Source organism: Mycolicibacterium neoaurum ATCC 25795, from assembly GCF_000691525.1.
GTDB lineage: Bacteria > Actinomycetota > Actinomycetes > Mycobacteriales > Mycobacteriaceae > Mycobacterium > Mycobacterium neoaurum.
This window is the reverse complement of record NZ_JMDW01000011.1, coordinates 50,224-65,557: the sequence shown is the minus strand read 5'-3', so window position 1 is coordinate 65,557 and position 15,334 is coordinate 50,224. Positions and strand designations below refer to the sequence as shown.

Annotated in this window: 17 protein-coding genes; 8 read left to right on the top strand and 9 right to left on the bottom strand. The window is 66.6% G+C overall.

The genetic code is table 11. The annotated features are described in order from the left end of the window. A complete protein-coding gene (locus IC40_RS0116255; protein ID WP_030135759.1) occupies positions 1-615 on the bottom strand; it encodes a DUF4178 domain-containing protein in 615 nt (204 codons plus the stop codon). Between the two features lie 93 nt (positions 616-708). Next, entirely contained in the window at positions 709-1,383 is a 675-nt protein-coding gene (locus IC40_RS0116250; protein ID WP_030135758.1) for an ACT domain-containing protein, read from the bottom strand. A gap of 61 nt (positions 1,384-1,444) precedes the next feature. Here IC40_RS0116250 and gatC point away from each other — a divergent pair, with 61 nt between their 5' ends. Together gatC and gatA are read left to right on the top strand one after the other, a co-directional pair. Continuing rightward, positions 1,445-1,744 (top strand): Asp-tRNA(Asn)/Glu-tRNA(Gln) amidotransferase subunit GatC, encoded by a 300-nt coding sequence (gene gatC / locus IC40_RS0116245; RefSeq protein WP_030135757.1) that lies wholly within the window; start codon positions 1,445-1,447, stop codon positions 1,742-1,744. Further along, positions 1,744-3,228 (top strand): Asp-tRNA(Asn)/Glu-tRNA(Gln) amidotransferase subunit GatA, encoded by a 1,485-nt coding sequence (gene gatA / locus IC40_RS0116240; protein WP_030135756.1) that lies wholly within the window; start codon positions 1,744-1,746, stop codon positions 3,226-3,228. Before gatC ends, gatA begins: the two co-directional genes overlap by 1 nt. Before the next feature lie 4 nt (positions 3,229-3,232). Here the strand turns inward: gatA and poxB are convergent, their stop codons facing one another. Together poxB and IC40_RS0116230 are read right to left on the bottom strand one after the other, a co-directional pair. Continuing rightward, on the bottom strand, positions 3,233-4,960 hold the full coding sequence (gene poxB / locus IC40_RS0116235) for a ubiquinone-dependent pyruvate dehydrogenase (RefSeq protein WP_030135755.1): 1,728 nt from the start codon (positions 4,958-4,960) through the stop codon (positions 3,233-3,235). 43 nt (positions 4,961-5,003) lie between these two features. Continuing rightward, positions 5,004-5,243 carry a DUF6480 family protein gene (locus IC40_RS0116230; protein WP_030135754.1) on the bottom strand — a complete coding sequence of 80 codons (240 nt, stop codon included), beginning with the start codon at positions 5,241-5,243 and terminating at the stop codon, positions 5,004-5,006. Between the two features lie 107 nt (positions 5,244-5,350). Here IC40_RS0116230 and IC40_RS0116225 point away from each other — a divergent pair, with 107 nt between their 5' ends. Both IC40_RS0116225 and gatB read left to right on the top strand, forming a co-directional pair. Continuing rightward, the gene (locus tag IC40_RS0116225) at positions 5,351-6,382 is read left to right on the top strand and encodes an ATP-dependent 6-phosphofructokinase (protein ID WP_030135753.1); all 1,032 of its coding nucleotides are present in this window, start codon (positions 5,351-5,353) and stop codon (positions 6,380-6,382) included. A gap of 57 nt (positions 6,383-6,439) precedes the next feature. Continuing rightward, positions 6,440-7,942: an Asp-tRNA(Asn)/Glu-tRNA(Gln) amidotransferase subunit GatB gene (gatB, locus tag IC40_RS0116220; RefSeq protein ID WP_030135752.1), complete on the top strand. Its 1,503-nt coding sequence runs from the start codon at positions 6,440-6,442 to the stop codon at positions 7,940-7,942. Positions 7,943-8,009: 67 nt separating this feature from the next. Here the strand turns inward: gatB and IC40_RS0116215 are convergent, their stop codons facing one another. Continuing rightward, positions 8,010-9,128: a PQQ-dependent sugar dehydrogenase gene (locus IC40_RS0116215; protein ID WP_030135751.1), complete on the bottom strand. Its 1,119-nt coding sequence runs from the start codon at positions 9,126-9,128 to the stop codon at positions 8,010-8,012. Positions 9,129-9,323: 195 nt separating this feature from the next. Between IC40_RS0116215 and IC40_RS0116210 the strand changes: the two genes are divergently transcribed. Further along, on the top strand, positions 9,324-10,145 hold the full coding sequence (locus tag IC40_RS0116210; protein WP_030135750.1) for a DoxX family membrane protein: 822 nt from the start codon (positions 9,324-9,326) through the stop codon (positions 10,143-10,145). A gap of 84 nt (positions 10,146-10,229) precedes the next feature. Here IC40_RS0116210 and IC40_RS0116205 read toward each other — a convergent pair whose 3' ends face one another. Further along, positions 10,230-10,619: a PH domain-containing protein gene (locus tag IC40_RS0116205; RefSeq protein WP_030135749.1), complete on the bottom strand. Its 390-nt coding sequence runs from the start codon at positions 10,617-10,619 to the stop codon at positions 10,230-10,232. Positions 10,620-10,892: 273 nt separating this feature from the next. Between IC40_RS0116205 and IC40_RS0116200 the strand changes: the two genes are divergently transcribed. Genes IC40_RS0116200 through ilvC form a run of 3 tightly spaced genes read left to right on the top strand, consistent with a single transcriptional unit; the run spans position 10,893 to position 14,299 of the window. Beyond that, positions 10,893-12,743 carry an acetolactate synthase large subunit gene (locus IC40_RS0116200; RefSeq protein ID WP_030135748.1) on the top strand — a complete coding sequence of 617 codons (1,851 nt, stop codon included), beginning with the start codon at positions 10,893-10,895 and terminating at the stop codon, positions 12,741-12,743. After that, positions 12,743-13,249, top strand: a complete 507-nt coding sequence (gene ilvN, locus IC40_RS0116195; RefSeq protein ID WP_030135747.1) for an acetolactate synthase small subunit — start codon at positions 12,743-12,745, stop codon at positions 13,247-13,249. The genes IC40_RS0116200 and ilvN overlap by 1 nt, the downstream gene beginning before the upstream one ends. A 36-nt stretch (positions 13,250-13,285) precedes the next feature. Beyond that, positions 13,286-14,299, top strand: coding sequence for a ketol-acid reductoisomerase (gene ilvC, locus IC40_RS0116190; RefSeq protein WP_030135746.1), 1,014 nt, complete (start codon positions 13,286-13,288; stop codon positions 14,297-14,299). 56 nt (positions 14,300-14,355) lie between these two features. Here ilvC and IC40_RS0116185 read toward each other — a convergent pair whose 3' ends face one another. From IC40_RS0116185 to IC40_RS0116175, 3 genes are read right to left on the bottom strand one after another with little or no spacing between them, the layout of a single operon-like run. Next, positions 14,356-14,688, bottom strand: a complete 333-nt coding sequence (locus IC40_RS0116185; protein ID WP_030135745.1) for a DUF3140 domain-containing protein — start codon at positions 14,686-14,688, stop codon at positions 14,356-14,358. Beyond that, complete coding sequence (locus tag IC40_RS0116180; protein ID WP_030135744.1) at positions 14,685-15,110, bottom strand: hypothetical protein; 426 nt, start codon at positions 15,108-15,110, stop codon at positions 14,685-14,687. Before IC40_RS0116180 ends, IC40_RS0116185 begins: the two co-directional genes overlap by 4 nt. Continuing rightward, positions 15,107-15,322: a hypervirulence associated TUDOR domain-containing protein gene (locus tag IC40_RS0116175; RefSeq protein WP_030135743.1), complete on the bottom strand. Its 216-nt coding sequence runs from the start codon at positions 15,320-15,322 to the stop codon at positions 15,107-15,109. The genes IC40_RS0116180 and IC40_RS0116175 overlap by 4 nt, the downstream gene beginning before the upstream one ends. Positions 15,323-15,334: the final 12 nt, after the last annotated feature.

The window sequence follows — 15,334 nt, the reverse complement described above, 5'->3', positions numbered from 1 at the left end:
CTACGTTCCGGCCGCGGGGGCCGGGTAGACGGTCAATTCGCCGGCCCGCACCCTGGTGCCGTAGGACACTTCCCACGGCATCTCCGGCGCCCACCGCTCATAGCCGAGCTTGGCACCATCGGGTCCGGTGTAATCGACGTAATCCATGTCCCCGCCGGCGGGCAGGCCCGTGGTGCCCTCGGTGGTGTAAGAGGCTCGCCCGTTCTCCTCGACGGTGAAGGTACGGCCGTCGACGACCACGCTGCTGCCCGGTTCGGCGGGCAGCCCGACCCGCTTGTGCCACCACATCAGTTCCAGCCGGCCCTCGTCTTCTTCGACGCTGAACCACACCGGCGGTTCATCGGCCTTGCCTTCCAAAAGGTGTTCCCACCAGACGAATGGCCCCTCGCGCAGCGTCACCGAACCGCGCACCACATAGTCGGTGCCGCCGTGGCTGATGATGGCGCCCGGGCCGAGCTGTCTCGGGCCGAACATGTCGGTCTGGGAGGCGAAGCGCATCGGATCCTGGCGCGCGGCGGGCTTCTTCGGCGTCTTGGGCTGGCTTCGCGCCACGAGGAAGACGATGACGGCAGCGAGGATGAGGACGATGGCCAGGACGATCAGCAGTTCTCCCACGCAAGACCTTTCATCGGATCACCGGCAGTCGGGACGCAATTCCACCGTAACAGCCAGGCGCACAGCCGACTCTCAGCTTTGTGCCGGTCCGGGTCAGCGCAGGATGGTGGCCACGATGCCGGCCAGATAGCCCAGCCGGGCCACCTCCGACGGGCGGAAATCGGGGCCACCCGCGCGACCCAGCAGCACCGCGGTGTGCGGGTCGCCCAGGGGTGCGGCCGCAAGTGCCATGTCGATATCGCGCCATATCTGCGGAACCCAGTCCGCAGTCGCATCGAGTGCCTCGGCGTGCTGCAGCGGCAGCCAGGGTGCGCTGGCCGCCTGGGTTTCCGGCGCGCCGGAACTTCCGACGACGCGCTCCACACCCGCTTCGGAGCCGTCGGAGCGGACCACGGTGCACCAACCCACGCGGAGCACCTTGGGGGCCTCGTCGGCGAGAACCTGCAGCTTGTCGTGGCGGCTGGTAGCGGCGGCAATGTGGTCGACGAGTTCGAGTTCACGGTGTGCTTCCAGCAGCCCGGTGTGCGGGCGCACGCTGTCGACGTACACGCCCTTGATGTGCTCGGCGGCAGTGATCAGGGCGTCGGGCATCGCGCCGGGCGGCAGCTCGACGACCAGATCGTCGATCGCGTAACCGGCCCCGCGCTCGACCACGTCGAGGGACAGGATGTCGGCGCCGACCGAACCGAGGGCCACGGCGAGGGACCCGAGGCTGCCCGGTCGGTCCTCCAGCTGGACCCGCAGCAGATAAGACGGCACGGCGAACACCCTGTCACAGGCATCGGGCCGCGGCGATTCGGCCCGAGGGCCACGACTAGGCTTGAGCGCCGTGTCCCAGATTTCCCGAGACGAGGTCGCCCACCTGGCGCGCCTGGCCCGGCTCGCCCTGACCGACGGTGAACTCGACAGTTTCGCCGGCCAACTCGATGCGATCCTGGCCCATGTCGGCCAGATCCAGTCCGTCGACGTCACCGGTGTCCAGGCCACGGACAACCCGCTGACGAGCGTCAACGTGACCCGCCCGGACACCGTCGTGGCCGGTCTCAGTCAGGACGAGGCGCTCGCTGCGGCGCCGCGGGCCGAGGACGGCCGCTTCGCCGTGCCGCGGATTTTGGGGGAGGCCGAGTAATGGTTGCCGAGCTCATCCGCGAAGACGCCGTCACCCTGGCCACCCGGATCGCCGCCAAGGAGGTGTCCTCCACCGAGGTCACCCAGGCGCACTTGGACCAGATCGCCGCCACCGACGAGCGCTACCACGCGTTCCTGCACGTGGGCGCCGAGCAGGCGCTGGCCGCGGCCGCCGAGGTGGACGCCAAGGTGGCCGCCGGTGAGCCGCTGCCGTCGGCACTGGCCGGGGTCCCGCTGGCGCTCAAGGACGTGTTCACCACGACCGATATGCCGACCACCTGCGGATCGAAGATCCTGGAGGGTTGGAACTCGCCCTACGACGCGACGGTCACTGCGCGGTTGCGCGCGGCGGGCATCCCGATCCTTGGCAAGACCAACATGGACGAGTTCGCGATGGGTAGCTCGACGGAGAATTCTGCCTTCGGCCCGACCCGCAACCCGTGGGACACCGACCGGGTGCCCGGTGGGTCCGGGGGCGGCAGCGCGGCCGCGCTCGCCGCGTTCCAGGCACCGCTGGCCATCGGGACCGACACCGGTGGCTCGATCCGGCAGCCGGCCGCACTCACCTCGACCGTCGGGGTGAAGCCCACCTACGGCACGGTGAGCCGGTTCGGTCTGATCGCCTGCGCGTCCTCGCTGGATCAGGGCGGACCGTGCGCGCGCACCGTCCTGGACACCGCACTGCTGCACCAGGTGATCGCCGGGCACGACCCGCGCGACTCCACCTCGGTCGACGTCCCGGTGCCCGATGTGGTGGCCGCCGCCCGCGCCGGCGCATCCGGTGACCTCAAGGGTGTGCGCGTCGGTGTGGTCAAACAACTGCGCGGGGATGGCTATCAACCCGGGGTGCTGGAGTCGTTCAACACCGCCGTCGACCAGCTGACCGAGCTGGGCGCCGAGGTGATCGAGGTGGACTGCCCGCACTTCGACCATGCGATGGCCGCCTACTATCTGATCCTGCCCTCGGAGGTGTCCTCCAACCTGGCCCGCTTCGATGCGATGCGGTTCGGCTTGCGGGTCGGCGATGATGGCACCCACAGCGCCGAAGAGGTCATGGCGCTGACCCGGGCCGCCGGATTCGGCCCAGAAGTCAAGCGGCGCATCATGATCGGCACGTACGCACTGTCGGCGGGATACTACGACGCCTACTACAACCAGGCGCAGAAGGTTCGCACGCTGATCGCCCGTGATCTTGAGCAGGCCTACGAGAAGGTCGATGTGCTGGCCACCCCGACGACACCGTCGACGGCTTTCCGGCTGGGGGAGAAGGTCGACGACCCGCTGGCCATGTACCTGTTCGACCTGTGCACGCTGCCGCTGAACCTGGCCGGGCACTGCGGCATGTCGGTGCCCGCGGGGCTGGCGGCCGAGGACAATCTGCCGGTCGGCCTGCAGATCATGGCTCCTGCGCACGCCGATGATCGGCTCTATCGCGTCGGCGCGGCCTACGAGCGGGCGCGGGGAGAGCTGCCCGCCGCGATCTAGCGGATCAGTCCAGGATCCGGCGTGCCACATTCGTGCTGACGAGGTCGAGCAACTCGTCGGACCGGCCGGCCATGATGGTGCGGATCGCATACAGCGAGAAGCCCTTGGCCTGTTCGACGGTGATCGCGGGCGGGATGGACAGTTCCTGGCGCGCGGTCACCACGTCGATGAGCGCGGGACCGTCGTGGGCGAAGGCATCGGTGAGTGCGGACTCCAGGTCGCCGGGCTGCTCGACGCGGCGACCGAACAGTCCGAGTGACCGGGCGACGGCGGCGAAGTCCGGATTGTGCAGGTCGGTGCCGAAGGTGACGATCCCGGCCGCCTTCATCTCCAACTCCACGAAGTTCAACGACGAGTTGTTGAACACGATGACCTTGACCGGCAGCCGGTTCTGCGACAGCGTGATGAGCTCGCCGAAGAGCATGGTCAAGCCACCGTCACCGGCGAAGGCCACCACCTGCCTGTCACGATCGACGGTCTGGGCGCCGATGGCCAACGGCAGCGCACAAGCCATGGTGCCGTGGTTGAATGATCCCAGCAGCCTGCGGCGGCCGTTCATGGTGAGGTAGCGCGCCGCCCAGACCACCGGTGATCCCACGTCCACCGTGAACACCGCGTCCTCGGCGGCGAGCCTGTCGGCAACGGCGGCAAGGTGTTCGGGACGGATCGGGGTGCGATCACGATCATTGGCCGCCAGCTCGTCGAGCCGCCGCCGGGTCTTGGCGTAATGGCGCAGCGAACGGTCCAGATGGGTGCGGTCGGTTTTCGCCGTCAGCAAGGGCGTCAGCGCGGGCAGGGTGTCGGTAACGGTACCGACCAGCGGTAGGTCGACGTGCGTGCGTCGACCGATGTTGCGGCCGCGGATATCCAATTGGATCGCCACGGCGTTCTCGGGATAGAACTGCCGATACGGGAAGTCGGTGCCCAGCATCAGCAGGACCTCGGCCTCCTTGATGGCCTTGTAGCCGGAAGCGAAGCCGAGCAGGCCGGTCATCCCGACGTCGTAGGGGTTGTCGTACTCGACGAATTCCTTGCCGCGCAACGCATGGACGATCGGCGCCTGCAGCGTGGCGGCCAATCGGACCAGATCGTCGTGGGCCCCTTGGGCACCCGCACCCGCCAGCACCGTGATCTTGTCGGATCCGTTGAGAATTGTTGCCGCGCGCTGCAATTCGTCATCGGTCGGGCGGGTGATCGAATGGGTGGCCAGCACCGGGGCGACCCGGGCATCGGTCTTGTGCAGGAATACCTCACCGGGGACCACGACGACGGCGACCCCGTTTTCGGCGATCGCCGCACGCATCGCCATCTCAAGCACCCTTGGCGCCGATTCGGCCGTGGTGACCAGTTCGCAGTACACACTGCACTCGCGGAACAGCTCCTGGGGGTGGGTTTCCTGGAAGTACTCCGACCCGATCTCGGATTGGGGGATGTGTGCGGCGATGGCCAGCACCGGAACCCGGGAGCGCTGGGCGTCGAACAACCCGTTGATCAGGTGCAGGTTGCCCGGTCCGCAACTGCCGGCACACACGGCCAGCCGGCCCGTCAGCGCCGCGTCGGCGGCCGCGGCGAAACCGGCTGCCTCCTCGTGGCGTACGTGTTCCCAGCTGAATCCCTCGGCGCGTCGGATCGCGTCGGTGAGTCCGTTGAGGCTGTCTCCGGGAAGGCCGTAGATCCGCGAGACACCGCTGGCGTACAGGGTGGAGATGACGTGGTCGGCGACAGTCGTCATGCCATCACCCTATGGTGCGACACGATTTGTCGCCGCGAAGTCATCAGTTCGACATATCGATGAGCAGGAAGATCGCTGCCGCGGCGAAGACCGCGATGAACACGGTGAGGGCGATCATGCTGACCACGGCGGTCGGCGTGAGCTTGTGGCGCGGCCGGGGTTCGGGTTCACCCAGACCGGAGGTCTGCGCCGAGTCCGGCGGCGTGTCACCGGGTGCAACACTTCCGCCTGGCTCGAGGCCGGGCACCCGGCGGGGATCGGGGTCGGGGGGAACAGCGGTCATGGCTACTTTCGGTCGGTACGTGGTCGGGCCGGATACCCCGGTGCCGGAATCTCACACGTTGTGCGGTGGCCGCGCCGCTGTGCGCCGAAGCTGGCAAGATCATGTGCATGCGGATCGGAGTGCTGACCGGTGGCGGCGACTGTCCAGGCTTGAACGCCGTGATCAGGGCGGTGGTGCGAACCAGCGATGCGCGCTACGGCTCGTCGGTCGTCGGGTTCCTCGATGGCTGGCGTGGGCTGTTGGAGGACCGTCGCATCCAGCTCAAGAACGATGACCGCAACGACCGCCTGCTCGCCAAGGGCGGCACCATGCTCGGCACCGCGCGCACCAACCCGGACACGTTGCGCGCCGGATTGCCGCAGATCAAGCAGACGTTGGAGGACAACGGCATCGATGTGTTGATCCCGATCGGTGGCGAGGGCACGCTCACCGCGGCGAGTTGGCTGTCCGAAGAGGGGGTGCCCGTCGTCGGCGTGCCCAAGACGATCGACAACGATATCGATTGCACCGACGTCACTTTCGGTCACGACACGGCGCTGACGATCGCCACCGAGGCCATCGACCGGCTGCACAGCACCGCGGAGTCACATCAGCGGGTGATGCTGGTGGAGGTGATGGGCCGCCACGCGGGTTGGATCGCACTGAACGCCGGGCTGGCCTCCGGTGCGCACATGACCTTGATCCCCGAGCAGCCCTTCGACGTCGAAGAGGTGTGCCGGTTGGTCAAACAGCGCTTCCAGCGCGGGGATTCGCATTTCATCTGCGTCGTGGCAGAGGGCGCCAAGCCCGCCGAGGGCACGATGCAGCTGCGTCAGGGCGGGATGGACGAATTCGGGCACGAGAAGTTCACCGGGGTCGCCCAGCAACTCGCCCTGGAGGTGGAAAAGCGCATCAAGAAGGATGTTCGCGTGACGGTGCTCGGCCATGTGCAGCGCGGCGGCACCCCGACCGCTTATGACCGGGTGCTGGCCACCCGCTTCGGGGTGAACGCCGCCGACGCCGCGCACGCGGGGGAGTACGGGATGATGGTGTCCCTGCGTGGTCAGGACATCGGTCGGGTCTCACTGGCCGATGCCACTCGTCAGCTCAAGCTGGTGCCGCAGAGCCGCTACGACGATGCCGCGGAATTCTTCGGTTGAGACCCGGGCCGAGCCTCCCGGCAGGCCGGCCCCAGGCTGACACTAAAATCAGCTGCCATGACCGCTTCTGTTGCTGAACTCGTCGACTACGACGACGTCATCGCCGAGTTCGACCCAGTGATGGGTATGGAAGTGCACGTCGAGCTGTCCACGGCGACCAAGATGTTCTGCCCCTGCGCCAACAAGTTCGGTGCCGATCCCAACACCCAGGTCTGCCCGGTGTGCCTCGGTCTGCCCGGCGCTCTGCCGGTGCTCAACCAGGCCGCCGTCGAGTCGGCCATCAGAATCGGGCTGGCGCTCAACTGTGACATCGCGCCGTGGGGCCGGTTCGCCCGGAAGAACTACTTCTACCCGGATCAGCCGAAGAACTACCAGATCAGCCAGTACGACGAGCCGATTGCCGTCGACGGCTACCTGGATGTGCCGTTGGAGGACGGCAGCACCTGGCGCATCGAGATCGAGCGCGCGCACATGGAAGAGGACACCGGCAAGCTGACCCACCTGGGCAGCGACACCGGCCGCATCGCGGGTGCGACCACCTCGCTGGCCGATTTCAACCGCGCAGGCGTGCCGCTGATCGAGATCGTCACCAGGCCCATCGAGGGCACCGGCGAACGCGCCCCGGAGATCGCCCGTGCCTACGTCACCGCTCTCCGCGACCTGTTGCGTGGTCTGGACGTCTCCGATGTGCGGATGGACCAGGGCTCGATGCGTTGCGATTCGAACGTGTCGCTGAAACCCAAGGGCAGCAGCGAGTTCGGCACGCGCACAGAGACCAAGAACGTCAACTCGCTCAAGAGCGTCGAGGTGGCCGTCCGCTACGAGATGCGCAGGCAGGCGGCGGTACTGCGATCCGGCGGGACGGTCACCCAGGAGACCCGCCACTTCCACGAGGACGGGTACACCACGGCCGGCCGCAGCAAGGAGACCGCGCAGGACTATCGGTACTTCCCCGAGCCCGATCTGGAGCCGGTGGCTCCGCCTGCCGAACTGGTGGATCGGCTGCGCGGCACCATTCCCGAACTGCCGTGGTTGGCGCGCAAGCGTGTTCAGCAGGAATGGGGCATCTCCGATGAGGTGATGCGCGACCTGGTGAACAACGGCGCGATCGATCTGGTGGCGGCCACGGTGGCGAAGGGTGCATCCAGTGAGGCTGCCCGCGCCTGGTGGGGCAACTTCCTGGTGCAGAAGGCCAACGAGAAGTCAGTAGCGGTGTCCGATCTGCCGATCACCCCGGCACAGGTCGCCGCGGTGGTCAAACTCGTCGACGACGGAAAGCTGTCCAACAAGCTGGCCCGCCAGGTGGTCGAGGGTGTGCTGGCCGGTGAGGGTGAACCCGAGCAGGTGATGAACGATCGCGGGCTGGTCGTGGTGCGTGACGACTCCCTGATTCAGTCCGCCATCGATGACGCGCTCGCCGCCCAACCCGATATCGCCGAGAAGATCCGCGGCGGAAAGGTACAGGCCGCCGGGGCCATCGTGGGTGCGGTGATGAAGGCCACCAAGGGTCAGGCCGACGCCGCGCGGGTCCGCGAACTGGTGCTGGCTGCTTGCTCCTAGCGTCATTTCGGTGAGGTCGCGTGCGCCTGCCGCACGCAACCTCACCGAAATCGCTACATATTGTCCGCTACGTCTTGTCCGCGTTCTGGCGGGGGAAGCCGCCGCCGGACGGGAAGAGCGGGAAGACGACATCGTCGAGTTTCTCGGCGTCGCCGGACGTCTTGTTGACCGTGGCGCCCCAGATGTTGCCGTCGGGGGAGACCGCCAGTGCCCAGGCATGACCGTGTTGATCCTGCCGGACCACCTCCGGTTCGCCGGTGACCGCACCGGTTTCGGGTGCCAGCCGCAGCGCGACGGTCTGCTTGGTGTTGACCAGGTTGACCAGCACGGTGCCGTCCAGCGCAGCGCAGCCGGCGACACCGGGTCGGTCCGGCCACGTCCAGACCGTCGACACCACCGAGTCCTTGGTGATCTTCTGCATCCGGTCGGCCGACGGGGTGCGATCGGTGACGTAGAGCGCCCCGTCCGACGGGTCGACACACATGCCGCCGCCGGAACCCATACCCGACAGGGCGGTGGTCGTCGGAGCCTGGTTGACCGTCGTCGGCTGTTCGATGCGCAGGACCTTGCCGGCCAGCGATGCGGGATCCGCCGCCTGGGCGGGGTTGCCGGCGTCACCGGTGAGCACCAACAGCGTGGTCGGGCTGGTGAACTTGAGCGCGCCGGCATTACCGACCGCACCCTTGGGGATGCCGGTCAGGATCGGCTTCGGGATGTCGCCGTCGGCGATGCGGATCACCCGGTTGTCGGTCGGGGTGCTGACATAGGCGTACATCAGGCGATCCTGGGCGTAGGTCGGCGACTTGATGATGTCGAGCAGCCCGCCGTCACCGGCCGGGTCGACCGGGATGGTCAGTTTGACCACCGGCTCGGCCTTCGTCGAGACCTCTTTGACGACGCCGGTGGTGCGCTCGGCGACCAGCGCCGACTGGCTGTCGCCACCCATGATCAGGCCGCTGGTGCTCTCCAGGCAGCCCTGCATCACACCGGGCGCCGGGCAGGCCTTGGGGAACGGGGTGCCCGGCAGCGGCGGCGGTGGCTCCGGCTTGGTCTGGGGTGGCGGTGCCATCTGAGGTTCGGTGGTGAACGGCTGGGACTGTGCGTTGTCGAACCGCGCGCATCCTGAACCCGCCAGCAGCACCGCGCACAGCACCGCGGCAATCCGCGTCGGTCCGCCCAATGTCATGCTGGCAAGGTTACGGATCGTCGCGCGGTGCGCGCCACGAAGGTCGGTCCAATGCCGGGTGTGTCCGTACTCCAGCGCGGATTCGCCGAGCACGCGCGACCTGGAGTATCACAACTCGGCAACAGTGCAGATAAGGTACGTGGCGGACCGCGCCAATCCGTGGTTCTGCAGCAACTTGCCCCTACGCTTGTTTTCGTGACCGCTGAACCGCAGAACATGACCGACTGGCAACGGCCCGCGTCGGCGCAGTTGGTCGACCCCGAAGACGATCTTCCCTCGTCGACCTACGGGGGCGATTTCGAGACCACCGCCATTCCGCGCTATGACACCGACGGCGGGGCCAAGGCGGACCAGTCCGGCTTTGCGCTGCTCAACGATCCCGAGCCGCTTCCCTATGTGTCGCCGGCCGCGCCCAACCCCTACGCCACCGCCCCGGCGGTCCCGACCGAGATCGGCCCGCACGACGCCGAACAGCAGATCCGCATCGCGGGTCGGCGCGGCACCCTCGACCTGGGGCTGCTGGTGCTGCGGTTGGGCCTGGGCGCACTGATGATCGTGCACGGCCTGCAGAAGGCGTTCGGCTGGTGGGGCGGTTCGGGCCTGGGAGGCTTCGAAGGATCGCTTTCGGAGCTGGGGTACCAGCACGCCGGGGTGCTCACCTATGTCGGAGCCGGTGCACAGATCGGCGCCGGCTTGCTGCTGGTGCTGGGGCTGTTCACACCGCTGGCGGCCGCCGCTGCGCTGGCCTACCTCGTCAACGCCCTGCTGGCCTCGATCGCGGCGCAGCAGAACGTCGGCTTCGCCGACTACGTGACCGCAACCGGTCTTGAGCATCAGGTGGTGCTGGTGCTGCTCGCGGCCGCACTGACGCTGACCGGACCGGGCCGCTACGGTTTCGACGCCGGACGCGGGTGGGCTCGACGCCCCTTCGTCGGGTCGTTCCTGGCGCTGTTGCTGGGCGTGGGACTCGGCATCGGCATGTGGGTGCTGCTCAACGGCGCCAACCCGCTGGCCTGATCTTCCCTCCGCGAACAGACGCGTGTACCCCCGAAAGTGGATCTTTTCGGGGGTACACGCGTCTGTTCGCGAGGAGGTCGAGACCTACTGGTAGGGGTTGGGAACGCGGCCGTCGCTGGCCGCGGTCAGCAGCGGTAGCGTCGCGAATGTGACGGCGGGCAGCGTGATTTCGCTGCCATCTGTCAGTCGCGCCTTGGCCCAGGACGAGCGGGTGAACCGCAGGCCTTCGATATCGGTCCACGGCACCGTGGTGCTGCGCAGCATGGTCCGGGCGGTCACCTTGTCGCGGTCGGCCACGGTCCGGTACCGCGCGATCACCGCCGAAGCGAGCACCGGAACCGCGATCAGCACCCAGCTCCAGCTGGGCAGGGCGTAGATCAGCGCGAAGATTCCCAGCGTCATGAAACCGACGGCGATATGGGCCATCGGCGAGATACGGATGACGAGCGGGGCGGGCTGATTCACGTCGCACATTCTCGCATCGACCTCGGTGCCGCCCGCTGGGCGCGGGGGCAATTTGACCTTTGAGCAGTGCGGGGACTACCGTCGCAGCTTATGTACAACCCGGACGAGCTCGTAGTAATTGGTTGGCGCGTTGATGCCGCGCTAGCTCTCTGCCGGGCTTAGCCAACAGCATCGACGCGCCAACCCTCGTACAGCGGACTCCGCTGACGGGGGTTTTTTGCTGTCACAGGACAAAACACCTTCCCACCACCAGCCGTATCAACCAGAACCACAGAGGAAAAAGTGAGCGCACCCACCACGCGACCGCCGGAGCAGACGCAGCGCACCAATGGCGTCAAAGCCTCGACCAAGGCGGAGCAGAAGGCCAATGTTGTTGCCCCCGAGCAGATGACCGGTGCGCAGTCCGTCGTGCGGTCGCTCGAGGAGATCGGTGTCGAGGTGATCTTCGGTATCCCCGGTGGTGCGGTGCTCCCGGTCTACGACCCGCTCTATGACTCGGTGAAGCTGCGCCATGTGCTGGTGCGCCACGAACAGGGCGCCGGGCATGCCGCCAGCGGCTACGCGCACGCCACCGGCAAGGTCGGCGTCATGATGGCGACCTCGGGCCCGGGCGCGACCAACCTGGTCACCCCGCTGGCCGACGCGCAGATGGACTCGATCCCGGTGGTGGCCATCACCGGTCAGGTCGGTCGTAGCCTGATCGGCACCGACGCCTTCCAGGAAGCCGATATCACCGGCATGACGATGCCGATCACCAAGCACAACTTCCTGGTGCGCGACGGTGACGAGATCCCGCGTGTCATCGCGGAGGCCTTCCACATCGCGCAGTCCGGCCGTCCCGGCGCGGTGCTCGTCGACGTGCCGAAGGACATCCTGCAGGGTCAGTGCACGTTTGCCTGGCCGCCGGTGATGGATCTTCCCGGTTACAAGCCGAACACCAAGCCGCACAGCCGCCAGGTGCGCGAGGCCGCCAAACTGATCGCCGAGGCCCGCAAGCCGGTGCTCTACGTCGGCGGCGGCGTGATCCGCGGCGAGGCGACCGACGAACTGCTGGAACTGGCCGAGCTGACCGGAATCCCGGTGGTCACCACGCTGATGGCGCGCGGGGCGTTCCCGGACAGCCACCCCCAGCACATGGGCATGCCGGGTATGCACGGGTCGGTGTCCGCGGTGGCGGCGCTGCAGAAGAGCGATCTGCTCATCGCGCTGGGCACCCGTTTCGATGACCGGGTGACCGGCAAGTTGGACTCGTTCGCGCCCGACGCCAAGGTGATCCATGCCGATATCGACCCGGCCGAGATCGGTAAGAACCGGCACGCTGATGTGCCGATCGTCGGCGACGTGCGCCATGTCATCAACGATCTGCTCGACGTGCTGCGCCGCGAGGGCACCAACGCCGCATCGCTGAAGCTGGACAACTGGTGGGAGTACCTGTCGAGCATCAAGGCGACCTACCCGCTGAGCTACGGTCCGCAGAGCGACGGCAGCCTGAGCCCCGAGTACGTCATCGAGAAGCTGGGCCAGCTGGCCGGGCCCGAGGCTGTCTACGTCGCCGGCGTCGGGCAGCACCAGATGTGGGCGGCGCAGTTCGTCAAGTACGAGAACCCGAAGACGTGGCTGAACTCCGGTGGCCTGGGCACCATGGGCTACTCGGTGCCCGCGGCCATGGGCGCAAAGTTCGGTCGTCCCGAGGCCGAGGTCTGGGCGATCGACGGTGACGGCTGCTTCCAGATGACCAACCAGGAGCTGGCGACGTGTGCCATCGAGGGTGCACCCATCAAGGTGGCGTTGATCAACAACGGCAATCTGGGCATGGTGCGGCAGTGGCAGACGCTGTTCTACGAGGAGCGGTACAGCCAGACCGATCTGGCGACGCACTCGCGCCGCATCCCAGATTTCGTCAAGCTCGCCGAGGCGCTCGGATGCGTCGGATTGCGTTGTGAGCGAGCCGAAGACGTCGAGTCGGTGATCCAGCAGGCTCGTGAGATCAACGACCGTCCGGTGGTGATCGACTTCATCGTCGGAGCCGATGCCCAGGTGTGGCCGATGGTCGCCGCAGGCACCAGCAATGACGAGATCCAGGCCGCACGCGGCATCCGTCCGCTGTTCGATTCCGAAGAAGGACACGCCTGATGACGACCTCCACCCACACCCTGTCGGTGCTCGTCGAGGACAAGCCCGGTGTGCTTGCCCGCGTTGCCTCGCTGTTCTCCCGGCGTGGCTTCAACATCCAGAGTCTGGCCGTCGGCGCGACCGAGCAGAAGCACCTGTCCCGGATGACGATCGTCGTGCAGGTCGAGGACTTCCCGCTCGAGCAGGTCACCAAGCAGCTGAACAAGCTGATCAACGTGATCAAGATCGTCGAGCAGGACGAGGAGCAGTCGGTCTCCCGCGAGCTGGCGCTGATCAAGGTGCGCACCGATGCGGCCACCCGCAGCCAGGTTATCGAAGCGGTTAATCTATTCCGGGCCAAAGTGGTGGACGTGTCCACCGAGTCACTGACCATCGAGGCCACCGGTACCCCGGAGAAGCTCGAAGCGTTCCTGCGAGTGCTCGAACCGTACGGGATCCGGGAGATCGTGCAGTCCGGGATCGTGTCGCTGGCGCGTGGGCCGCGCGGCATCGGTACTGCCAAATAGCTTTCATACGAGAAACAAACAGAAGGAAAATCCAACGTGGCAATCGAACTGTTCTACGACGACGACGCGGATCTGTCGATCATCCAGGGCCGCAAGGTCGCGGTGATCGGCTACGGCAGCCAGGGCCATGCCCACTCGCTGTCGCTGCGCGACTCGGGCGTGCAGGTCAAGGTCGGCCTCAAGGAGGGGTCGAAGTCCCGCGCCAAGGTCGAAGAGCAGGGCCTGGAGGTCGACACCCCGGCCGAGGTCGCCAAGTGGGCTGACGTGATCATGGTGCTCGCGCCCGATACCGCGCAGGCCGAGATCTTCAAGAACGACATCGAGCCCAACCTCGAAGACGGCAATGCGCTGTTCTTCGGGCACGGCCTGAACATCCACTTCGGGCTGATCAAGCCCGCCGAGAACATCACCGTGGGCATGGTCGCCCCCAAGGGCCCCGGTCACCTGGTGCGTCGTCAGTTCGTCGACGGCAAGGGTGTGCCCGCGCTGATCGCCATCGCCCAGGATCCCAAGGGTGAGGGTCAGGCGCTGGCGCTGTCGTACGCCGCCGCCATCGGTGGCGCGCGTGCGGGCGTCATCAAGACCACGTTCAAGGAAGAGACCGAAACCGACCTGTTCGGTGAGCAGGCTGTGCTCTGCGGTGGTACCGAAGAGCTGATCAAGGCCGGTTTCGAGGTCATGGTCGAGGCGGGCTACGCCCCGGAGATGGCCTACTTCGAGGTGCTGCACGAACTCAAGCTGATCGTCGACCTGATCTACGAGGGTGGCATCGCTCGGATGAACTACTCGGTGTCCGACACCGCCGAGTTCGGTGGCTACATCTCCGGCCCGCGTGTCATCGACGCCGACACCAAGGACCGGATGCGCGCCATCCTCAAGGACATCCAGGACGGTTCGTTCGTCAAGCGCCTGGTCGCCAACGTCGAGAACGGCAACACCGAGCTCGAGGGCCTGCGCAAGGAGAACGCCGAGCACCCCATCGAGGTCACCGGCAAGAAGCTGCGCGATCTGATGAGCTGGGTCGACCGGCCGATCACCGAGACCGCCTAGTTTCACTGCGATTTGTGGCGTCTCACCCGTAACCATCACGGGTGAGACGCCACAAATCATTTCTTGACCGGGTCGTGTCCCCAATTCATCAACGAGTACCGCCAGGCACTGTCCTCGACATCGTCCTTGGGCCGTTGCGCCAGATGGCGGCGGCAGTAGCCGACGACCTTGCGCATGTGCTTGTAGTCGTCATCGGACAGGTCGGACTTCTTGGCCTTGAGTATCGAGACGATGTGGCGTCCGCTCTCGTGCCCGGTCGATTCACCGCCGTCCTTCTTCTGCCCGACATCCTTGGAGTCATCGGATTTCAGCCACTTCTCCAGCTCGGTGGCCGTCATGTTCACGACATCCTTGAACTCCTTGTAGGTGCTCTCGTTGTCGTCGCTCATGGGGTGGCCTCGTGTCCGTCGCGGCCCTTGGTCCGCCGGTTCTCCTTCATCTCCGCCTCGAACACATGCCGGCGACCGTCCATCAATTCGTCGCGGACGCGCTTCTCGTGTTCGCGCAGCAGCGACCAGTAGTCGTCGTCGAATTCCTCCATGATCTGGAACGTCCACCGCCCCTGCAGGACATTTCGCCCGACCATGTCCTCGGCGAGGCGGTCGGCGATCTCTACGTGTCCGGCATCGCGCAGGGCGTCGGCGGCCTCGCCGAGCAGCAGATCGGCATGGCCCATCAATTGGTGGAACGAGTAGAGGTGCCCGCGCGCCCGCTCCACGTACTCCAATGCCTCGGAGACCTTGCCGACGGCTTCGACGGTGTCGTCGGATGCACCCTCGGGGCGGGCGTGCGCCGCGTCGACCGATTTCACGACGACCGCTTCTTCAACGATTCCGGCTTGTGCACAGCATCCTTACCGGTTTTGTCGCTGCGCACCTTGTACTGCGGCTCGTCCTTGCTGGCACGTACCGTCCGGCCGGCCGTCTCGGTGTCCGAGGTGATCTTCTTTTCCACGGTGCCCGGCACGGTGTTGCCGTGGCTCTGCCAGGACACCTTGTCACCCTTTTTCAGCTCTTTGCTCATGCAGGGCGGTGT

Bases quoted from the DNA above. Each gene is read 5' to 3' on its own strand.
- gatA (WP_030135756.1), top strand. From the start codon at position 1,744: ATGGTTGCCGAGCTCATCCGCGAAGACGCCGTCACCCTGGCCACCCGG.
- poxB (WP_030135755.1), bottom strand. From the start codon at position 4,960: ATGACGACTGTCGCCGACCACGTCATCTCCACCCTGTACGCCAGCGGT.
- IC40_RS0116230 (WP_030135754.1), bottom strand. From the start codon at position 5,243: ATGACCGCTGTTCCCCCCGACCCCGATCCCCGCCGGGTGCCCGGCCTC.
- IC40_RS0116225 (WP_030135753.1), top strand. From the start codon at position 5,351: ATGCGGATCGGAGTGCTGACCGGTGGCGGCGACTGTCCAGGCTTGAAC.
- gatB (WP_030135752.1), top strand. From the start codon at position 6,440: ATGACCGCTTCTGTTGCTGAACTCGTCGACTACGACGACGTCATCGCC.
- IC40_RS0116215 (WP_030135751.1), bottom strand. From the start codon at position 9,128: ATGACATTGGGCGGACCGACGCGGATTGCCGCGGTGCTGTGCGCGGTG.
- IC40_RS0116205 (WP_030135749.1), bottom strand. From the start codon at position 10,619: ATGTGCGACGTGAATCAGCCCGCCCCGCTCGTCATCCGTATCTCGCCG.
- ilvN (WP_030135747.1), top strand. From the start codon at position 12,743: ATGACGACCTCCACCCACACCCTGTCGGTGCTCGTCGAGGACAAGCCC.
- IC40_RS0116185 (WP_030135745.1), bottom strand. From the start codon at position 14,688: ATGAGCGACGACAACGAGAGCACCTACAAGGAGTTCAAGGATGTCGTG.
- IC40_RS0116175 (WP_030135743.1), bottom strand. From the start codon at position 15,322: ATGAGCAAAGAGCTGAAAAAGGGTGACAAGGTGTCCTGGCAGAGCCAC.